A 16,804-nucleotide genomic window follows, 5' to 3' on the forward strand; every position below is an offset into this window, starting at 1 on the left:
CTGGTTAGCCAAAAAAAGGTTGTGATTATATATGCAGCATAATACTGAAAAAATAGCAGTAATCGGTGCAGGAAGCTGGGGAACGGCACTCGCTATGGTTCTGGCTGACAATGGACATGAAGTGCGACTGTGGAGCCATAATGAAACGCAGGTGCAGGAAATAAATGAATTTCACACAAATACCAAGTATTTGCCTGAAATCTCGTTGCCTGAAACCATTAATGGATATGCTTCATTATCAGATGCTCTTAACGGAGTTGAAACGATTATTTTGGCGGTGCCGACAAAAGCAATAAGAGAGGTTCTATCCAAGATTCAATCTGTTCAAAATACACCTCTAACCATTGTTCATGTTAGTAAAGGGATAGAGCCAGATTCGCTCCTTCGGATTTCAGAAATGATTAAAGAAGAAATGCAAGCCGATTTATTAATAGACGTGGTCGTCCTTTCCGGCCAAGCCATGCTGAAGAAGTTAGCCTTCGCCACCCAACAACGGTAACTGTTTCTTCATCGAATATTACTGCTGCCGAAAAAGTTCAGGATCTGTTTATTAATCACAATTTTCGCGTGTATACAAATCCCGATGTGATAGGTGTAGAAATTGGCGGGGCCTGAAAAATATTATTGCACTCGCTGCAGGAATAACGGACGGGCTTGGGTATGGAGATAATGCAAAAGCTGCCTTGATTACAAGGGGCTTGGCTGAAATTGCCCGCCTAGGCACAAAAATGGGTGCCAACCCGCTTACTTTTTCTGGCTTAACAGGGATCGGCGACTTGATTGTTACCTGCACTAGTGTCCATTCAAGGAACTGGAGAGCTGGAAACCTTCTTGGAAAAGGCCAGTCACTTGATGAGGTACTAGCGAATATGGGGATGGTAGTGGAAGGTGTGAGAACAACAAAGGCTGCATATCAGCTTGCGGAAAAATTCTCTGTTGATATGCCTATCACAACGGCTCTTTATAACGTTCTTTTTAATGGAAAGAATGCTAAAGATGCTGTTGATACATTAATGGCACGTGGAAAGACGCGCGAAATGGAGGATCTTTCCAATATTCTTGGCGAACTTCTGAGTGATGAAGAGTAAGAACGATCTTAATTGTGCACCCACCTATTTATTTTTATTGATTGGGCGTTTGAGGATACCTTTTATAAAGCCTCAGCATACAATGCATCGAAGCAAACTGGTAACATGAAAAGTGTGCATGGGTTAATTAGTCCCAAGGCCGGAGTAAAGACCTCGCCCCTCTTTACTTTGGCCTTTTTTATTTTTAATTTTTTAAACTTTACTCCTGTGATATAATTACCTTCGGAAAAAGGGGGGGTTGTCTTTGTCGCCAGCTTTATTAAAAATGTGGATATCCTTTGCAGGGATGGCATTTATGTTTCTTGCCATTATTTTAATCATTGTCAGCAGGTACAAGCTTAAAGGTGCTTTTCGATTTGTTACAGCGCTTGCAGCCTATATTTTTATGATTCTGTCTGGAATTATTATGTTTATTACCTTATTTGCCTGACAATTTTTTGTAAGGAAAGATAAGTTTAAAGGATGGATAGTATGAAAAAGAAATTTCTTGGTTTATTGATCGGGTTATTATCCATCCTTCTCTCCGGCTGTATGTATCCGGAAGAAGAAATGGCAAAGAATCAAACGCCGTATCAAGACCAGCTTCAAGCGGTTCAGTCTGCGGTTGAATCCTTCCAAAAGGATAACGGAGGAATTCTTCCGATTAAAACAAGAGATGCGAATACGCCGATTTATCAAAAATACCCTATCGATTTCGAAAAAATTTCCCCGAAATACATGGCCGAGCCGCCGGGAAATGCTTTTGAAAGCGGCGGTGTTTTCCAATATGTAATCATCAATGCCGAGACAAAACCAACAGTCAAATTATTCGATCTGCGGATAGCAGATACGATTAGAGAGATAAAACTTAGAATCAAAATGGGAGGCTATCCTCCATTTAAAAAAATATTGGCATCCAATGTTTATACACTGGATTTCAAACAACTGGGCTATAAGGAGCCTCCATTTGCCGTAAGCCCATATACTCATCAAAATCTCCCTTATATCATTAGTGGTGAAGGTGAAGTATATGTGGATTATCGTATGGATTTATATCGTGCAATTAAAGAAAAAGGAACAGGCGGTTTCAAGCCTGGCGACGATATCCGCCAAATCCTTTTGAAAAAATCAATGTTTGTACCTGCCTATTCATTGCCATATACAATTGATGAAAAAAATGAACCGGTTTTTTTGGAAAACAAGAAATAACAGCGGTATTCTCTTTTCTTGGCTATTAAGAAAATTAGTCATAACCCTTTTCCTATGAAATATATTGTAGGAGAAGGGTTTTTTTGTTGATGGAAAAGAAGCAGAATCCTCTTAGATATAAGGGAATGGTCCTTTAGTAGCTTCGTTTTCTTGCAGAGCCCTTATTTGTTGACAAGCACGGGTTAAATCATTTTCCAACTGATCTGGTGACTTTCCAATAAGGGGGTAAGAAAATTTTAAAAAACAGTCATAAAAATATAGGACAACATCATAGATATATATTGTCCCAAAATACCTAAATGGATAATATTATCCCACTAACTCTATGATCGGGAGGGGATCATTTGGAAAAGGTAGATATTTTTAAAGATATTGCCGAAAGAACAGGCGGTGATATTTATTTAGGGGTTGTCGGTGCAGTGCGGACTGGCAAATCCACTTTCATCAAGAAATTTATGGAACTGGTTGTTTTACCGAATATAGCGAATGAGGCTGAAAGGGCTCGCACACAGGATGAACTTCCACAAAGTGCTGCTGGTAAAACAATCATGACAACAGAACCGAAATTTGTTCCTAATCAGGCGACGTCGGTTCATGTTGGAGAAGGTCTGGATGTCAACATCAGGCTTGTGGATTGTGTTGGATATACAGTTCCAGGCGCAAAGGGTTACGAAGACGAAAATGGTCCTAGAATGATTACTACTCCATGGTATGAGGAGCCAATCCCTTTCCATGAAGCAGCTGAGATTGGAACCAGAAAAGTTATTCAGGAGCATTCTACTATCGGGGTTGTGATTACAACCGACGGCACGATCGGTGAAATTCCTCGTAATAGCTATCTGGAAGCCGAGGAGCGCGTGATTGACGAGCTAAAAGAAGTGGGCAAACCATTCATCATGGTGGTAAACAGTGCCCAGCCATATCATCCTAATACTGAATCATTAAGAGCAGCACTGGCAGAAAAGTATGATATTCCGGTTGTGGCGATGAGTGTGGAAAGTATGAGGGAATCTGATGTATTAAATGTAATGCGTGAAGCACTATACGAATTCCCTGTGCTTGAAGTGAATGTTAATCTTCCGAGCTGGGTAATGGTCCTTAGAGAGAATCATTGGCTTCGTGAAAGCTATCAAGAGGCAGTGAAGGAAACAGTTAAAGATATAAAGAGATTAAGAGATGTTGACAGAGTAGTCCAGCAGTTCAGTGAGTTTGATTATATCGAGCGTGCCGGGCTTGCAGGGATGGAAATGGGGCAGGGGGTTGCCGAAATTGATCTGTACGCTCCCGATGAATTATACGATGAAATCTTAAAAGAAATAGTCGGCGTTGAAATTAGGGGTAAGGACCATTTGCTAGAACTGATGCAGGATTTTGCGCATGCAAAAGCTGAGTATGACCATATTTCAGATGCGCTGAAAATGGTGAAGCAAACCGGTTATGGCATCGCATCTCCAACACTGTCTGATATGAGTCTTGAGGAGCCGGAAATCATACGCCAGGGTGCCAGATTCGGAGTAAGGCTTAGAGCGGTCGCTCCATCCATCCACATGATAAAAGTAGATGTTGAATCAGAGTTCGCCCCAATCATCGGAACTGAAAAACAGAGTGAGGAACTTGTCCGCTACCTGATGCAGGATTTTGAGGACGATCCGCTTTCTATCTGGAATTCTGACATTTTCGGACGCAGCCTGAGTTCAATCGTTAGAGAGGGCATCCAGGCAAAACTCTCATTAATGCCAGAAAATGCACGATATAAATTAAAAGAAACATTAGAAAGAATCATAAATGAAGGATCAGGCGGCTTAATTGCCATCATCCTTTAACTTGGATGGCTCCCTATGGGAGTCTTTTTGTATGGCTGTTTTCGTAAACTTTGTTGCTATTTAGAGTGAATCAGATGGTTGATAAGGAAGTTGATTGAAGCGGAAGGTGCGAGATCCTCGAAAATGCTATCGCATTTCCTTCGTGCGGTGTGTATTCTAGGGAGCTGATTCAACGTCCTGCGGGAGCAGTGGGACAGGTGAGACCCCGCAGTCGCTTCAGCGACGAGGAGGCTCACCGCCAACCCCGCGGAAAGCGAGCATCCTGAAGTGGAAATCAACTACTATTAAAAACAACAATCTTTTAGAAAACAGCCTTTTGTATTTAAGGTTTGAGAGTTAAACCAAAGGGTATAAACCAATTAAAGTTATTACATAGTCATTACAGTTAAGAAAAGATTTCCATTATTTTATTAAATATTCTTGATATGGCTAAATGATTATGATAATCTTTTAACAGAATTACGTTACAGTGCTAAAAACCTTTATTTTATTGGGTTTTTAATGAAAAAATAGATTGAAATCTGTAACGTGTTGCTTTAATATTAGCACTGTCAACAAAATATACGGATTGACGTATATTATTGGCGAATTTTGTTTAGAAATGTAGATAAGTAATCTTATTTACCAATTTAAATTTTTGGGAGGAGGTGAATGGCATGAACAAGACAGAACTTATTAATGCAGTAGCTGAAGCAGGCGAACTTTCTAAAAAGGACGCTACAAAAGCGGTTGATGCTGTTTTTGAATCCATTTTAGACGCTTTAAAAAGTGGTGACAAAGTACAACTAATCGGTTTTGGTAACTTTGAAGTTCGTGAGCGCTCTGCTCGTAAAGGACGCAACCCACAAACTGGCGATGAAATCGAAATCGCTGCGAGCAAAGTTCCAGCTTTCAAACCAGGTAAAGCGCTTAAAGATGCAGTGAAATAATTACATAAATTATGTGCTTTGAGCGAATGCTTAAGCAAAAAAGGCCGTGGAGTCAATCTGCGGCCTTTTTTCGTTTTTTGATCATTGTAAAAATACCTTCAGTACAGCGTAACTTACAATGCTCTATTCAAAAGTATTTAATTTTGCATGTCCTGACTGATATGCTAAGATGTATTTGTCAAGAGGAATAGTAGATACATTAGGAGGAAACATCATGACAAACGTGAATCGTGCCCAGATTGAAGAAGCGGTGCGTTTGATTTTAGAAGCAATCGGAGAGGATCCTAACCGCGAAGGTTTGCTCGATACCCCAAAACGTGTAGCAAAAATGTATGAAGAAGTTTTCAGCGGATTGAATGAAGATCCGAAAGCTCATTTTGAAACCATTTTCGGTGAAGACCATGAGGAACTGGTACTTGTGAAGGATATCCCTTTTTACTCAATGTGTGAGCACCATCTTGTACCATTCTTCGGAAAAGCTCATGTAGCATACATACCAAGAAACGGAAGAGTAACGGGTTTAAGTAAATTGGCTAGGGCTGTTGAGGCTGTTGCGAAAGGTGTCAGCTTCAGGAAAGAATTACTTCTACCATTGCCAACAGTATTATGGAGAAGCTCGAACCTCATGGAGTAATGGTTGTGGTTGAAGCAGAGCATATGTGCATGACCATGCGCGGTGTAAAAAAACCAGGATCTAAAACGATAACCTCTGCTGTACGCGGAGAGTTCGTTGACAATGCAATCGCACGGTCCGAGGTATTATCTTTAATCAAAAACTAATTTAAAGTTCACCCCGTTTTTTATCTACCATTTACATGTAGGGGGCAGTATTATGGATAATAAGAAATCGCAGAATTCTGAGTATATAGTGATCAAGGCTGTAGATGATGGTGTTAGCGTAATTGGATTAACAAGAGGGTCGGATACCAAATTTCATCATTCGGAAAAACTCGATAAAGGTGAAGTGCTAATCGCACAATTTACCGATCATACGTCAGCTATTAAAATCAGAGGGAACGCGAAGATTCTGACTTCTTTTGGAGAAGTTGAAAGCGAATTGAAAAAATAGTTGATCAGAACGGTGAAGTTTCAAACCGTTCTGTTTCTTTTATTTTTATCATACGCTGGAATTGTTATTATTTTGTGAAAGCTGAGCATTAAAACATCTTTTATGTTATAATTGTGACTGCCTTGTTTATTGGGAATAATAGAAAAACAATATAGATTTACATAAAACATTTATTATTAAGACGCTTACATTTTTAGAATTTGGGGAAGCAAGGGTGATCAAATTGCAGGACATTCAAACTAAACTGGCAGATATTAAAGAGCAAGTTGAGCAAAAGGTGCATCACCCATACTTGCTTAATTATATTAAAACTCCTGTTGTTGATGAAGATAAACTTCTAATCCTAATTTCCATCATGGATCATTTAGAACTGCCCTATATTGAAATGCAAAATTATGCATTGACAACCATGCTTGTTCAAATTGCCCTTGATACCCATGAAAATGTCTCGAATGCTTATACTTCCGAGGCAGAGAACGAAAATCCCAAAAGCCGCCAGCTGACTGTGTTAGCAGGAGATTACTTTAGCGGCTTGTACTATAAATTGCTTGCAGAATCTGATGATATTTTAATGATCAACGCGCTCTCTAGAGGAATTAAAGAAGTGAATGAACACAAAATATCACTTTACCAAAAGGAATTTGATGGAATAGAGAAATTGATGGCAAACATAAAGGCAATTGAGGGGTCTTTAATTTACAGGCTATCGCATTATTTTCAGGCAAACGTCTGGAGCGAATTTGCATCAGACCTTCTGTTCGTCAAGCGGTTGCTTAATGAAAAAAAGCAGTACCTTCAGGCTGGAACTTCCATTTTATTTGACGCCTTGAAGAAAGCGGCATTTCCTAAAAGTGAGAATAAAAACAAAGACATCTCACAGGAACAGCAGAGATATTTGCTGTTAATCTGTGACCGGTATATTGAATTCTCAAAAGGATTAATTGAAAAGGGAATAAATCAGCTCCCATATCTGAATGATGTTTTAGAAAAAAGGATCTCATCCATTCTCAATCAGCACCAGCCTATGGCAAAAACATATGTGGAAGAAGGGTAAGATAAATGCACCAGTCTAAAGAAGAGCGGGTTCATCATGTGTTTGAAAAAATATATGAAAACTATGATAAAATGAACTCAGTAATCAGTTTCCAGCAGCATATTAAATGGCGCAAAGATACGATGAAAAGAATGAATGTCCAACCTGGCTCAAAAGCCCTGGATGTATGCTGTGGTACAGCTGACTGGACAATTGCATTAGCTGATGCAGTGGGCACTAAGGGTGAAGTGGTCGGATTGGATTTCAGCCAGAATATGTTAAAAATCGGGCAGGAAAAAGTAAACGCTCTGCAATTAAAGCAGGTACGGCTCGTTCATGGGAATGCAATGGAATTGCCCTTCCCTGATGCATCCTTCGATTATGTAACAATAGGGTTTGGCTTGAGAAACGTCCCGGATTATTTGCAGGTATTAAAAGAAATGAACCGTGTACTGAAACCCGGAGGCATTGCAGTTTGCCTTGAAACATCCCAGCCAACGGTGCTGGGCTTCAAACAGCTATATTATTTCTATTTCAGATTTATCATGCCTGTATTCGGGAAACTGTTTGCAAAGAGCTTCAATGAGTATTCATGGCTTCAAGAATCGGCAAGGGATTTCCCGGCATGAAGAAGCTTGCGCGCATGTTTGAAACTGCTGGTTTTAAGGATGTAGTGTATAAGCCCTATAGTGGAGGAGTCGCTGCAGTTCATATAGGCAATAAGAGATGATTTTAGGACGGATACACAGGATGAAAAAGCAGGGTGAATACAAATGAAATTAAAAATGATGTATTCATTTTTGAATTCGGATATTAATTTAATTGAAAAAAAGCTTGAGGAGACGATTCAGGCAGAATCTCTTCTTTTAAAGCAGGCTTCCTTGCATACATTGCAAGCCGGAGGAAAAAGAATCCGGCCTGTATTTGTTTTGCTTGCTGGGAAATTTGGCCAATATGATATCGAAGTCATCAAAGACGTGGCTGTTGCTCTGGAATTAATCCATATGGCGTCATTGGTCCATGATGATGTAATTGACGATGCGGATATGAGAAGGGGAAAACCAACAGTCAAGTCGAAATGGGATAATCGGATAGCTATGTATACCGGTGATTTTATTTTTGCACTTTCTCTAGAATTAATGACTAATATCAAAAATCCGTTGGCACATAAGATTCTTGCAAATACGATTGTTGAAGTGTGTATTGGTGAAATTGAGCAGATTAAAGACAAATATCGATATAACCAAAACTTCCGTGATTATCTGCGCAGAATAAAAAGGAAGACCGCCCTTCTCATCGCTGTTAGCTGCCAGCTCGGTGCCATTGCTGCCGGAGTAGAAGAATCACTTCATAAAAAACTTTTCCGTTTTGGTTATTACGTTGGAATGTCATTTCAGATTACCGACGATGTTCTAGATTTTACGGCATCCGAAAAAGATCTAGGAAAGCCAGCGGGCAGTGATTTATTACAAGGGAATATAACCCTTCCTGCTTTATATGCAATGAGAAACGATGTTATTCGCCAGGAAATTGAAAAGGTCAATGAAAATATGGATCCTGCTGAAATGCAAAATATCATATCAATGGTTAAACAATCGGGTGCGATTGAAGAATCGCTCGCTTTAAGCGACCGCTACTTGGATAAGGCGTTAGCAATTCTTGAAGAACTGCCATCGAATAAAGCCCAAAAAACCCTTCGGGACATTGCTAGGTTTATTGGGAGGCGAAAATCTTAAGAGGTTGCGAAATTTTCAAAACAATGTTAATATTTTTCGTGGGTTGTCCTTCCGGATAGTCATTATACATAATTTTTAGGAGTGGAATTCATGGAAAAAACATTTTTGATGGTAAAACCTGATGGAGTTCAGAGAAACCTAATTGGTGAAATTACTAGCCGTTTTGAAAGAAAGGGCTTTCAGCTTGTCGGAGCAAAATTAATGAGCATTCCCCAAAGCCTGGCAGAGGAGCACTACGGTGAGCATAAAGAGCGCCCTTTCTTTGGAGAACTTGTAGATTTTATTACTTCTGGTCCTGTATTTGCAATGGTTTGGCAAGGTGAAAACGTTATTGCAACTGCTCGTCAGATGATGGGTTCAACTAACCCTAAAGATGCAGTTCAAGGTACGATCCGCGGAGATTTTGCTTTAACAGTAGGAAAGAACGTAATCCATGGATCCGATTCTCCAGCAAGTGCAGAGCGTGAAATCGGCGTATTCTTCAAAGAAGAAGAGCTGACAGAGTACACTAAATTAGTTAATGAGTGGATTTACTAATTAATAAAAAGAGGCACTTGTATAAACATATACGAGTGCCTTTTTTGCATACGCTTTCAAAAATGTTGTATCCATGTCTCTTTATTTATTAAAATATTTTTTTGCAATATATACAGTGCAAGAGGGGTATTACCATGCCACAGGATTATCAGCTTTTTGTCGGAAATATTAAAAGAAAAACTGGAATAGATCTTTCTCTGTATAAAGAAGCGCAAATGAAACGGCGCCTAATATCCTTATATGAAAAAAAAGGCTTTTCTTCTTTTCAGGATTTTTTTGCTGAAATGAATAAAAATAAGGATCTCTTAAATGAATTTTTAGATCGAATGACCATAAATGTTTCAGAGTTCTATCGGAATTACAAGCGATGGGAAGTTTTAGAGACCAAAATCATGCCTAAAATGCTTGAAAAGAATAAACGTCTGAAAATATGGAGTGCAGCCTGTTCTACCGGGGAAGAGCCCTATACACTTGCAATGATGATGTCAAAATTCCTGCCCGCTTCTCAAATTCACATTATGGCAACAGATTTGGATGAAAACGCAATCGCAAGGGCTAAAATAGGTATATACCCTGAGAGGTCCTTAAATGAAGTTCCGGATTTAATAAAGAAAAAGTATTTTTATAAGCAGGGTGATTATTTTCAAATTTCAGATGAAATAAAAAAGTGCATAACCTTTAAAAAGCAAAATCTGCTTGCCGACCCCTTTGGTGGCCCATTTGACCTAATTGTTTGCAGAAATGTATTGATTTATTTTACTGAGGAAGCAAAGGACGGCCTCTACAAAAAATTTAGCAGTGCGCTAAGAAAGGACGGCATTTTTTTTGTCGGAAGCACTGAACAGATTTTTAATCCTGCAACCTATGGATTTGAAACTGAGGATACTTTTTTTTATCGGAAAAAATAAATAACATCGGGAGCCTGCTGAATGCGGCTCCTTTTTGGATTATGGAGACCATTGCGTGATAAACTATCTTCGGCATTCAATATGCTGAAAAATAAAACATTTCACTATAAATATTCATTTTCATATGGTATATTAATAAAAATCCTTTAGCGAGTTGAAGGGGGAAAGAGAATGAGGTATTTAACAGCGGGAGAGTCACATGGCCCCCAGTTAACAGCAATTATAGAAGGACTTCCTGCGGGAATGTCTTTAACATCTGAAGATATCAATCAAGAGCTGGAAAGAAGGCAAAAGGGTCATGGGCGTGGAAGAAGGATGCAGATCGAAAAAGATTCTGTAGAAATTCTTTCAGGTGTACGTCATGGTTTGACATTAGGGTCCCCGGTTTCATTTGCTGTAAAAAATAATGATTGGAAGCATTGGACCCATATAATGGGAGCAGAACCAATCAACGAAGATGAATTAGATGATGTAAAACGAAAAATTTCCCGTCCGCGTCCCGGACATGCGGATTTAAACGGTGCCATTAAGTATGGACATAGGGATATGAGAAATGTTCTTGAGCGCTCTTCTGCAAGAGAAACGACTGTTAGAGTAGCTGCAGGGGCGGCGGCAAAAAAATTGCTATCCCTTTTGGGAATAAATCTGGCATCTCATGTGGTAGAAATAGGAGGTGTCAAATCTGCTTATGATTTATCATCCTTTAGTTTGGCCAAATAAAGGATATTACTGAAAGCTCTCCTGTAAGATGCATGGACAGTGCTGCTGGTGAAGAGATGATGCTTGCAATCGATGAAGCAAAAAAGAATGGTGATTCGATTGGAGGCATCGTAGAGGTGGTAGTAGAGGGCATGCCGGTTGGTGTCGGGAGCTATGTCCACTATGACAGAAAGCTGGATGCCCGCCTGGCAGGGGCAATAATAAGCATTAATGCTTTTAAGGGCGTGGAATTCGGAATTGGTTTTGAGGCAGCCAGAAAGCCTGGCAGCGAAGTGCACGATGAAATAATCTGGACCGAAGAAAGTGGCTATGCACGGAAAACAAATCGTCTTGGCGGTTTTGAAGGCGGGATGACAAATGGCATGCCGATTATTGTAAGAGGTGTTATGAAGCCTATTCCAACGCTCTACAAGCCTCTCCAAAGTGTTGACATAGAAACCAAGGAGCCATTTGCTGCCAGCATCGAGAGGTCGGATAGCTGTGCAGTCCCAGCAGCAGCTGTTGTGATGGAAAATGTGGTGGCATGGGAGCTTGCCAGTGCAATTGTAGACCAGTTTTATAGTGACCGTATCGACGTGTTGGTCGAAGAAATTAAAAGGCAGCGCGAATTTGCGAGGGAATTCTAGTGGACACTATTTCAATTGAGGCTTCTTCAAAAAGCTATCCCGTTTTCATCGGCAGAGGTATAATAACGCAATTAAAGCAAATGTTGAACAGCTCTTTTAAAGGGCTGACTAAAATAATGATTATTACAGATGAAACGGTAGCCGAAATTCATCCTCATGCACTCATCAGCCAGTTAGAGGATTTCCATTACACTGTTTTTATTGTGCCGAGCGGTGAAAAAGCAAAGACGTTTGAGGTTTATTATTCAGCTTTGACGGCAGCATTGGAAGCGAAATTAGACAGGAAATCTCTGGTTCTTGCTTTTGGAGGAGGGGCTGTAGGAGATCTTGGCGGATTTGTTGCAGCAACCTTTATGAGAGGAATTTCTTTTATACAGATTCCAACCACAATTCTCGCCCATGACAGTGCTGTCGGCGGTAAAGTCGCTATTAATCATCCGCTTGGGAAAAATATGATAGGTGCATTTTATCAGCCTGAAGCAGTGTTTTATGACCTTGAATTTTTGGATTCTCTGCCTATAACTGAAAAGAGATCCGGGTATGCAGAGGTAATCAAGCACGCACTTATACAGGATCAGGATTTCTACCAATGGCTCCTTTTCAATATTTCTGATCTTGAAGCTGCCACAAATGATCAGTTGGCTTTGGCTTTAAAAAAAGGAATAAAAATCAAAGGAAATATTGTTGCACAAGATGAAAAGGAAAATGGAATCAGGGCATTTTTAAACTTTGGACACACTCTTGGTCATGCAATCGAAGCAGAAATGGGCTACGGAAAAATAACACACGGTGAGGCAGTCATGATTGGGATGGTCTTTGCACTTCAGCTAAGTATAGATTTGGCAGGTCTTTCCTTCAACCTTAAGGAATTTTTAAACTGGATCCATAGGTTGGGATATAAAACAGAAGTGCCTTCCCATCTCAAAGCAGAAAGCTTGATAGAAAAAATGGAGCAGGATAAAAAAACAATAGGCAGTTCAATCAATTTTGTTTTACTGGAACAACTGGGGAAGCCAAGAATGAAACAAATAGATAAAGCAATTTTATTAGAGTATCTTACATGATAAATAATAGGGGGTTATCTTATGATCAGAGGGGTGAGAGGGCCATAACGGCTCAAGAAAATACGGAACTGGCCATCTTAAGTGCCGCAGAAAAGCTTTTAAAAACAATGATTGAAAAAAACCAAATAAACGCTGATTCTGTTGCGTCCATATTTTTATCTACTACCGATGATATAACCGCCGTTTTTCCCGCAAAAGCGATGAGGGGTTTTAAGGGGTGGACTCACGTACCGGTTATGTGCATGAAGGAAATGTCCGTCCCTGGCTCGCTTCCCATGTGTATAAGAGCCATGATGCATATCAATACAGAGAAAAAACAGGATGAACTTTTCCATGTTTACCTTGACGGAGCAAAGGGATTGCGTCCTGATTTAGGAAACAGCGAACGAGAAATATGATAAAATAAAACTCAAAACACTTTAATGTGCTAATAAGAAAAAGTATATATATTGAGGTGAAAGCTCATGCGATGGAAAAAGCAGCTTCTCGAATTGTCACCATACCTGCCAGGAAAATCAATTGAAGAAGTAAAGAAACAATATGGATTGGAAAAAATCACTAAGCTGGCTTCAAATGAAAATCCTTTTGGCTGTTCAGATAAGGTGCTGGAATCTCTAAAAAAATATCAGCCGAAAACAGAGCTCTATCCAGATGGATATGCCACAAATTTAAGGGAAACACTAGCGGAAGCCTTACAGGTGGACATTAATCAATTGTTATTTGGTAACGGTTCTGATGAAATTATTCAAATTATTTCAAGAGCGCTTCTCCATTCTGATTCAAATACGGTCATGGCCACTCCTACTTTTCCTCAATACAGACACAATGCCATCTTAGAAGGTGCCGAGGTAAGAGAAGTACCGTTGAAAAATGGGGATCATGACTTGGATGGAATGCTTGCGGCAGTCGATGAAAAAACAAATGTTATTTGGCTGTGCAGCCCTAATAATCCTACTGGAACATACATATCTGAAGAAAAAATGGCATCCTTTCTTTCTAAAGTCCCTCAGGACATCCTGGTGGTAATAGATGAAGCCTATTATGAATACGCAGTTGCAGAAGACTATCACGACTCAATTAATTTATTAAAGGAATTTAAAAACCTCATTGTGTTAAGAACATTTTCAAAAATCTACGGCTTGGCAAGCATGCGGGTAGGATATGGCATAGCGGATCGTGATATAATCCGTGCCCTTGAGCCTGCACGGGAGCCCTTCAATACCAATTCTTTCGCCCAGCTGGCAGCAAAAACATCCATCGAGGATACTGAATTCGTCGAGGTATGCAAGCTAAAAAACAGAGAGGGGCTTGAACAGTTTTATCAATTTTGCGGTGAAAACGCGCTTGAATATTTTCCTTCACAGGGGAATTTTATTTTAATCAATTTTAACCGTGATGGAGATGAGGTGTTTCAATATCTGTTATCCCGCGGTTTTATTGTAAGGTCTGGTAAAGCCCTCGGCTTTCCTTCCTGTGTGAGGATTACGGTTGGTTCAAAAGAACAAAATGAGGGTCTTATTGAATTGTTGAAGGAATTTTTGGCGGAAGAACTTTAAATTAATTAAATATTTACAAGGCGGTGATCCTTTGAATGGCCGTGTTTTAGTTATTGGGCTGGGATTGATTGGAGGCTCTTTGGCTTTATGTTTAAAAAAAGAACACAGCCAAGCTTCAATTATTGGGTATGATATCCGCCTTAAGGACGCACAGCTGGCTAAAACGATCGGGGTCATTGATGATTACTGTGAAAGTATTCAGTCAGAAGCTATTTTAGCGGACTTAATTGTAATAGCCACTCCAGTCAATCAAGCAGAAAAAATTATTGATTTGCTTTATTCTCTTCCTTTAAAGCCCGAAGTGATTATTACCGATACAGGCAGTACCAAAGGGAAAATTTCATTGAAAGCCTCCAAATTGATCGACAACGGAATCCATTTTATTGGCGGCAATCCTATGGCAGGCTCGCATAAAAGCGGGTTCACGGCAGCAAAGGAAATTCTATTTGAAAATGCCTTTTACTTAATTACTCCTGATAACAGGGTGCCGGAAGATAAGACAAATATCCTGAAGGAATGGCTGAAGGGGACGAAAGCCAAGTTTTTGACTGTAACACCTGCCAGCCATGATTTTATTACAGGCATCGTCAGCCACTTTCCACATCTGATTGCAGCTTCACTTGTTCATCAGGCAGAAAAATTCTCTGCAGAGGAAATGCTAATTCCTCGTCTTGCAGCTGGGGGTTTTAGAGATATAACCAGAATTGCCTCAAGCAGCCCAGAAATGTGGCGAGATATTCTCCTGCATAACCGTGATGTTTTATTAAGTTTGCTGGAGCATTGGAATGATGAGATGTCCCAAATTAGGAACATGATACTTCATGAAGATGCTGAAGGGATACTTGGGTATTTTACGGGAGCAAAACAGTTTCGTGATGGGCTGCCTTCGAAAGAAAAAGGTGCAATACCCGCATTTTATGATTTATTTGTTGATGTTCCCGATTATCCTGGTATTATTTCTGAAATTACAGGATATCTGGCAAAGGAAAATATCAGCATCACGAATATTCGCATCCTTGAAACAAGGGAAGAGATCTATGGAGTGCTTGTAATTAGCTTTCAAACCGAAGATGACCGAAAAAGGGCTGAAGGATGCATAGCGTCTTATAGCAATTATCCGACATCGTATGGTTCATAATAAGCAATTCTTCAGAAAAAGGGGATCTCAATGGAGTCATTAACTTTAAAGCCTTTTAATGGAGGCTTGGCAGGAGAGATTGGTATTCCAGGGGATAAGTCCATTTCCCATCGTTCTGTAATGTTTGGAGCGATTTCTCATGGAGTAACAACAGTAACTAATTTTTTACCAGGCGACGATTGCTTAAGCACAATCTCTTGCTTTCGCAAGCTTGGTGTGATTATCGAGGAAAATGGTCAAAATCTACGGATTTTTGGAAAGGGATTTGAAGGACTGACTGAGTCTGCGGAATTTCTTGATGTTGGGAATTCAGGAACAACGATTAGATTATTGATGGGCATTTTAGCTGGCCGTCCTTTTTATTCCGTATTACATGGGGACGAATCCATTGCCAAAAGGCCGATGATTCGAGTAACAGACCCATTAAAAACAATGGGAGCATCCATAGATGGTCGTAAAGAAGGTGGATTTACCCCGCTTGGCATCAGAGGTGGAAATTTGAATCCAATACATTACAAACTTCCTGTCGCCAGTGCACAGGTTAAATCCGCATTATTGCTTGCTGCGCTTCAGGCCAAAGGAGAATCGGTTATTGTTGAACCCGCAGAAACAAGGGATCATACAGAAAGAATGATTCAGCAATTCGGAGGAAACATCCAAAGAGAAAATCGAATGATCAAAATTAAGGGCGGACAAACGCTCAAAGCATCTGATGTCCATGTGCCTGGAGATATCTCTTCGGCTGCATTTTTCCTGACTGCAGGAGCCGTTGCTGATGGAAGCGAGCTCACTTTAAAAAATGTAGGACTAAACCCGACAAGGTCAGGCATTCTTGATGTAATGGAAGATATGGGAGCAACCCTTGAAGTGATTACAGAGAAGGAGGCTTCCCGCGAACCTGTGGGGGATCTTATTATCCGTTCTTCAAGGCTTAGGGGAACGGTTATAGAGGGGGATATCATTCCGCGATTGATTGATGAAATCCCTATTATTGCTCTCCTTGCAACCCAGGCTGAAGGGAAGACAGTCATTAAGGATGCAGCAGAATTGAAAGTGAAGGAGACAAACCGGATCGACACAGTTGTTGGAGAACTGAGAAAACTTGGCGCTCGAATTGAAGCAACTGAGGATGGGATGATTGTTTACGGAAAAACCCAATTAACCGGTGGGAGGGTTTCGAGCCATGGAGACCATCGCATTGGCATGATGCTGGCAATTGCGTCCCTTATTTGCAAAGATGAAGTGTACTTGGAAAATCATCAGGCCATCTCAGTTTCGTATCCGCAATTTTTTGAACATCTTAATAGTCTAAAAAGATAAAAACAGCTTCAATGCTGTTTTTTTCTTTTTAAGCGAATTCCTTCACCTTTATTGTCATATACTCCGTTA

At 40.1% G+C, this 16,804-nt stretch carries 14 protein-coding genes and 4 pseudogenes; all 18 read left to right on the forward strand.

Going from position 1 to position 16,804, the window contains the following annotated elements; genetic code table 11:
* Window positions 1–31 precede the first annotated feature (31 nt).
* The 18 genes and pseudogenes from RCG23_RS20360 (at window position 32) to aroA (ending at window position 16,735) form a co-directional block, all read left to right on the forward strand.
* Window positions 32–1,088 (forward strand): annotated as a pseudogene (locus RCG23_RS20360) (NAD(P)H-dependent glycerol-3-phosphate dehydrogenase).
* A gap of 244 nt (window positions 1,089–1,332) precedes the next feature.
* On the forward strand, window positions 1,333–1,518 hold the full coding sequence (locus tag RCG23_RS20365) for a DUF2768 domain-containing protein (protein ID WP_308177135.1): 186 nt from the start codon (window positions 1,333–1,335) through the stop codon (window positions 1,516–1,518).
* 41 nt (window positions 1,519–1,559) lie between these two features.
* Window positions 1,560–2,276, forward strand: coding sequence for a hypothetical protein (locus tag RCG23_RS20370; protein WP_308177136.1), 717 nt, complete (start codon window positions 1,560–1,562; stop codon window positions 2,274–2,276).
* Window positions 2,277–2,620: 344 nt separating this feature from the next.
* On the forward strand, window positions 2,621–4,099 hold the full coding sequence (gene spoIVA, locus RCG23_RS20375; RefSeq protein WP_308177137.1) for a stage IV sporulation protein A: 1,479 nt from the start codon (window positions 2,621–2,623) through the stop codon (window positions 4,097–4,099).
* Window positions 4,100–4,755: 656 nt separating this feature from the next.
* A complete protein-coding gene (locus tag RCG23_RS20380) occupies window positions 4,756–5,028 on the forward strand; it encodes an HU family DNA-binding protein (protein ID WP_308177138.1) in 273 nt (90 codons plus the stop codon).
* Window positions 5,029–5,242: 214 nt separating this feature from the next.
* Window positions 5,243–5,808 (forward strand): annotated as a pseudogene (folE, locus tag RCG23_RS20385) (GTP cyclohydrolase I FolE).
* Between the two features lie 52 nt (window positions 5,809–5,860).
* On the forward strand, window positions 5,861–6,097 hold the full coding sequence (gene mtrB, locus RCG23_RS20390) for a trp RNA-binding attenuation protein MtrB (RefSeq protein WP_308177139.1): 237 nt from the start codon (window positions 5,861–5,863) through the stop codon (window positions 6,095–6,097).
* A gap of 214 nt (window positions 6,098–6,311) precedes the next feature.
* Window positions 6,312–7,151, forward strand: a complete 840-nt coding sequence (locus tag RCG23_RS20395; RefSeq protein WP_308177140.1) for a heptaprenyl diphosphate synthase component 1 — start codon at window positions 6,312–6,314, stop codon at window positions 7,149–7,151.
* A gap of 5 nt (window positions 7,152–7,156) precedes the next feature.
* Window positions 7,157–7,860, forward strand: a pseudogene (locus RCG23_RS20400) (demethylmenaquinone methyltransferase).
* Window positions 7,861–7,903: 43 nt separating this feature from the next.
* Complete coding sequence (hepT, locus tag RCG23_RS20405; RefSeq protein WP_308177141.1) at window positions 7,904–8,866, forward strand: heptaprenyl diphosphate synthase component II; 963 nt, start codon at window positions 7,904–7,906, stop codon at window positions 8,864–8,866.
* A 90-nt stretch (window positions 8,867–8,956) separates the two neighbouring features.
* Complete coding sequence (gene ndk / locus RCG23_RS20410; RefSeq protein ID WP_308177142.1) at window positions 8,957–9,403, forward strand: nucleoside-diphosphate kinase; 447 nt, start codon at window positions 8,957–8,959, stop codon at window positions 9,401–9,403.
* Window positions 9,404–9,537: 134 nt separating this feature from the next.
* Window positions 9,538–10,311 (forward strand): CheR family methyltransferase, encoded by a 774-nt coding sequence (locus RCG23_RS20415; RefSeq protein ID WP_308177143.1) that lies wholly within the window; start codon window positions 9,538–9,540, stop codon window positions 10,309–10,311.
* A 171-nt stretch (window positions 10,312–10,482) separates the two neighbouring features.
* Window positions 10,483–11,657: pseudogene (aroC, locus tag RCG23_RS20420) on the forward strand (chorismate synthase).
* Window positions 11,657–12,721: a 3-dehydroquinate synthase gene (gene aroB / locus RCG23_RS20425; RefSeq protein WP_308177144.1), complete on the forward strand. Its 1,065-nt coding sequence runs from the start codon at window positions 11,657–11,659 to the stop codon at window positions 12,719–12,721. Before aroC ends, aroB begins: the two are co-directional and overlap by 1 nt.
* Window positions 12,718–13,119, forward strand: coding sequence for a chorismate mutase (aroH, locus tag RCG23_RS20430; protein ID WP_374049771.1), 402 nt, complete (start codon window positions 12,718–12,720; stop codon window positions 13,117–13,119). Before aroB ends, aroH begins: the two co-directional genes overlap by 4 nt.
* A gap of 66 nt (window positions 13,120–13,185) precedes the next feature.
* A complete protein-coding gene (gene hisC / locus RCG23_RS20435; RefSeq protein WP_308177145.1) occupies window positions 13,186–14,277 on the forward strand; it encodes a histidinol-phosphate transaminase in 1,092 nt (363 codons plus the stop codon).
* 31 nt (window positions 14,278–14,308) lie between these two features.
* Window positions 14,309–15,415, forward strand: coding sequence for a prephenate dehydrogenase (locus tag RCG23_RS20440; protein WP_308177146.1), 1,107 nt, complete (start codon window positions 14,309–14,311; stop codon window positions 15,413–15,415).
* Between the two features lie 30 nt (window positions 15,416–15,445).
* Window positions 15,446–16,735, forward strand: coding sequence for a 3-phosphoshikimate 1-carboxyvinyltransferase (gene aroA / locus RCG23_RS20445; protein WP_308177147.1), 1,290 nt, complete (start codon window positions 15,446–15,448; stop codon window positions 16,733–16,735).
* Window positions 16,736–16,804: the final 69 nt, after the last annotated feature.

The sequence above is a fragment of the Neobacillus sp. PS3-34 genome, from assembly GCF_030915465.1.
In the GTDB taxonomy this organism is placed as follows: Bacteria; Bacillota; Bacilli; order Bacillales; family Cytobacillaceae; genus Neobacillus_A.

What these genes read in the sequence shown, in the direction of transcription:
- RCG23_RS20370 (WP_308177136.1), top strand. Translation starts at nt 1,560, where the DNA reads ATGAAAAAGAAATTTCTTGGTTTATTGATCGGGTTATTATCCATCCTT.
- RCG23_RS20380 (WP_308177138.1), top strand. Translation starts at nt 4,756, where the DNA reads ATGAACAAGACAGAACTTATTAATGCAGTAGCTGAAGCAGGCGAACTT.
- mtrB (WP_308177139.1), top strand. Translation starts at nt 5,861, where the DNA reads ATGGATAATAAGAAATCGCAGAATTCTGAGTATATAGTGATCAAGGCT.
- hepT (WP_308177141.1), top strand. Translation starts at nt 7,904, where the DNA reads ATGAAATTAAAAATGATGTATTCATTTTTGAATTCGGATATTAATTTA.
- ndk (WP_308177142.1), top strand. Translation starts at nt 8,957, where the DNA reads ATGGAAAAAACATTTTTGATGGTAAAACCTGATGGAGTTCAGAGAAAC.
- RCG23_RS20415 (WP_308177143.1), top strand. Translation starts at nt 9,538, where the DNA reads ATGCCACAGGATTATCAGCTTTTTGTCGGAAATATTAAAAGAAAAACT.
- aroH (WP_374049771.1), top strand. Translation starts at nt 12,718, where the DNA reads ATGATAAATAATAGGGGGTTATCTTATGATCAGAGGGGTGAGAGGGCC.
- hisC (WP_308177145.1), top strand. Translation starts at nt 13,186, where the DNA reads ATGCGATGGAAAAAGCAGCTTCTCGAATTGTCACCATACCTGCCAGGA.
- aroA (WP_308177147.1), top strand. Translation starts at nt 15,446, where the DNA reads ATGGAGTCATTAACTTTAAAGCCTTTTAATGGAGGCTTGGCAGGAGAG.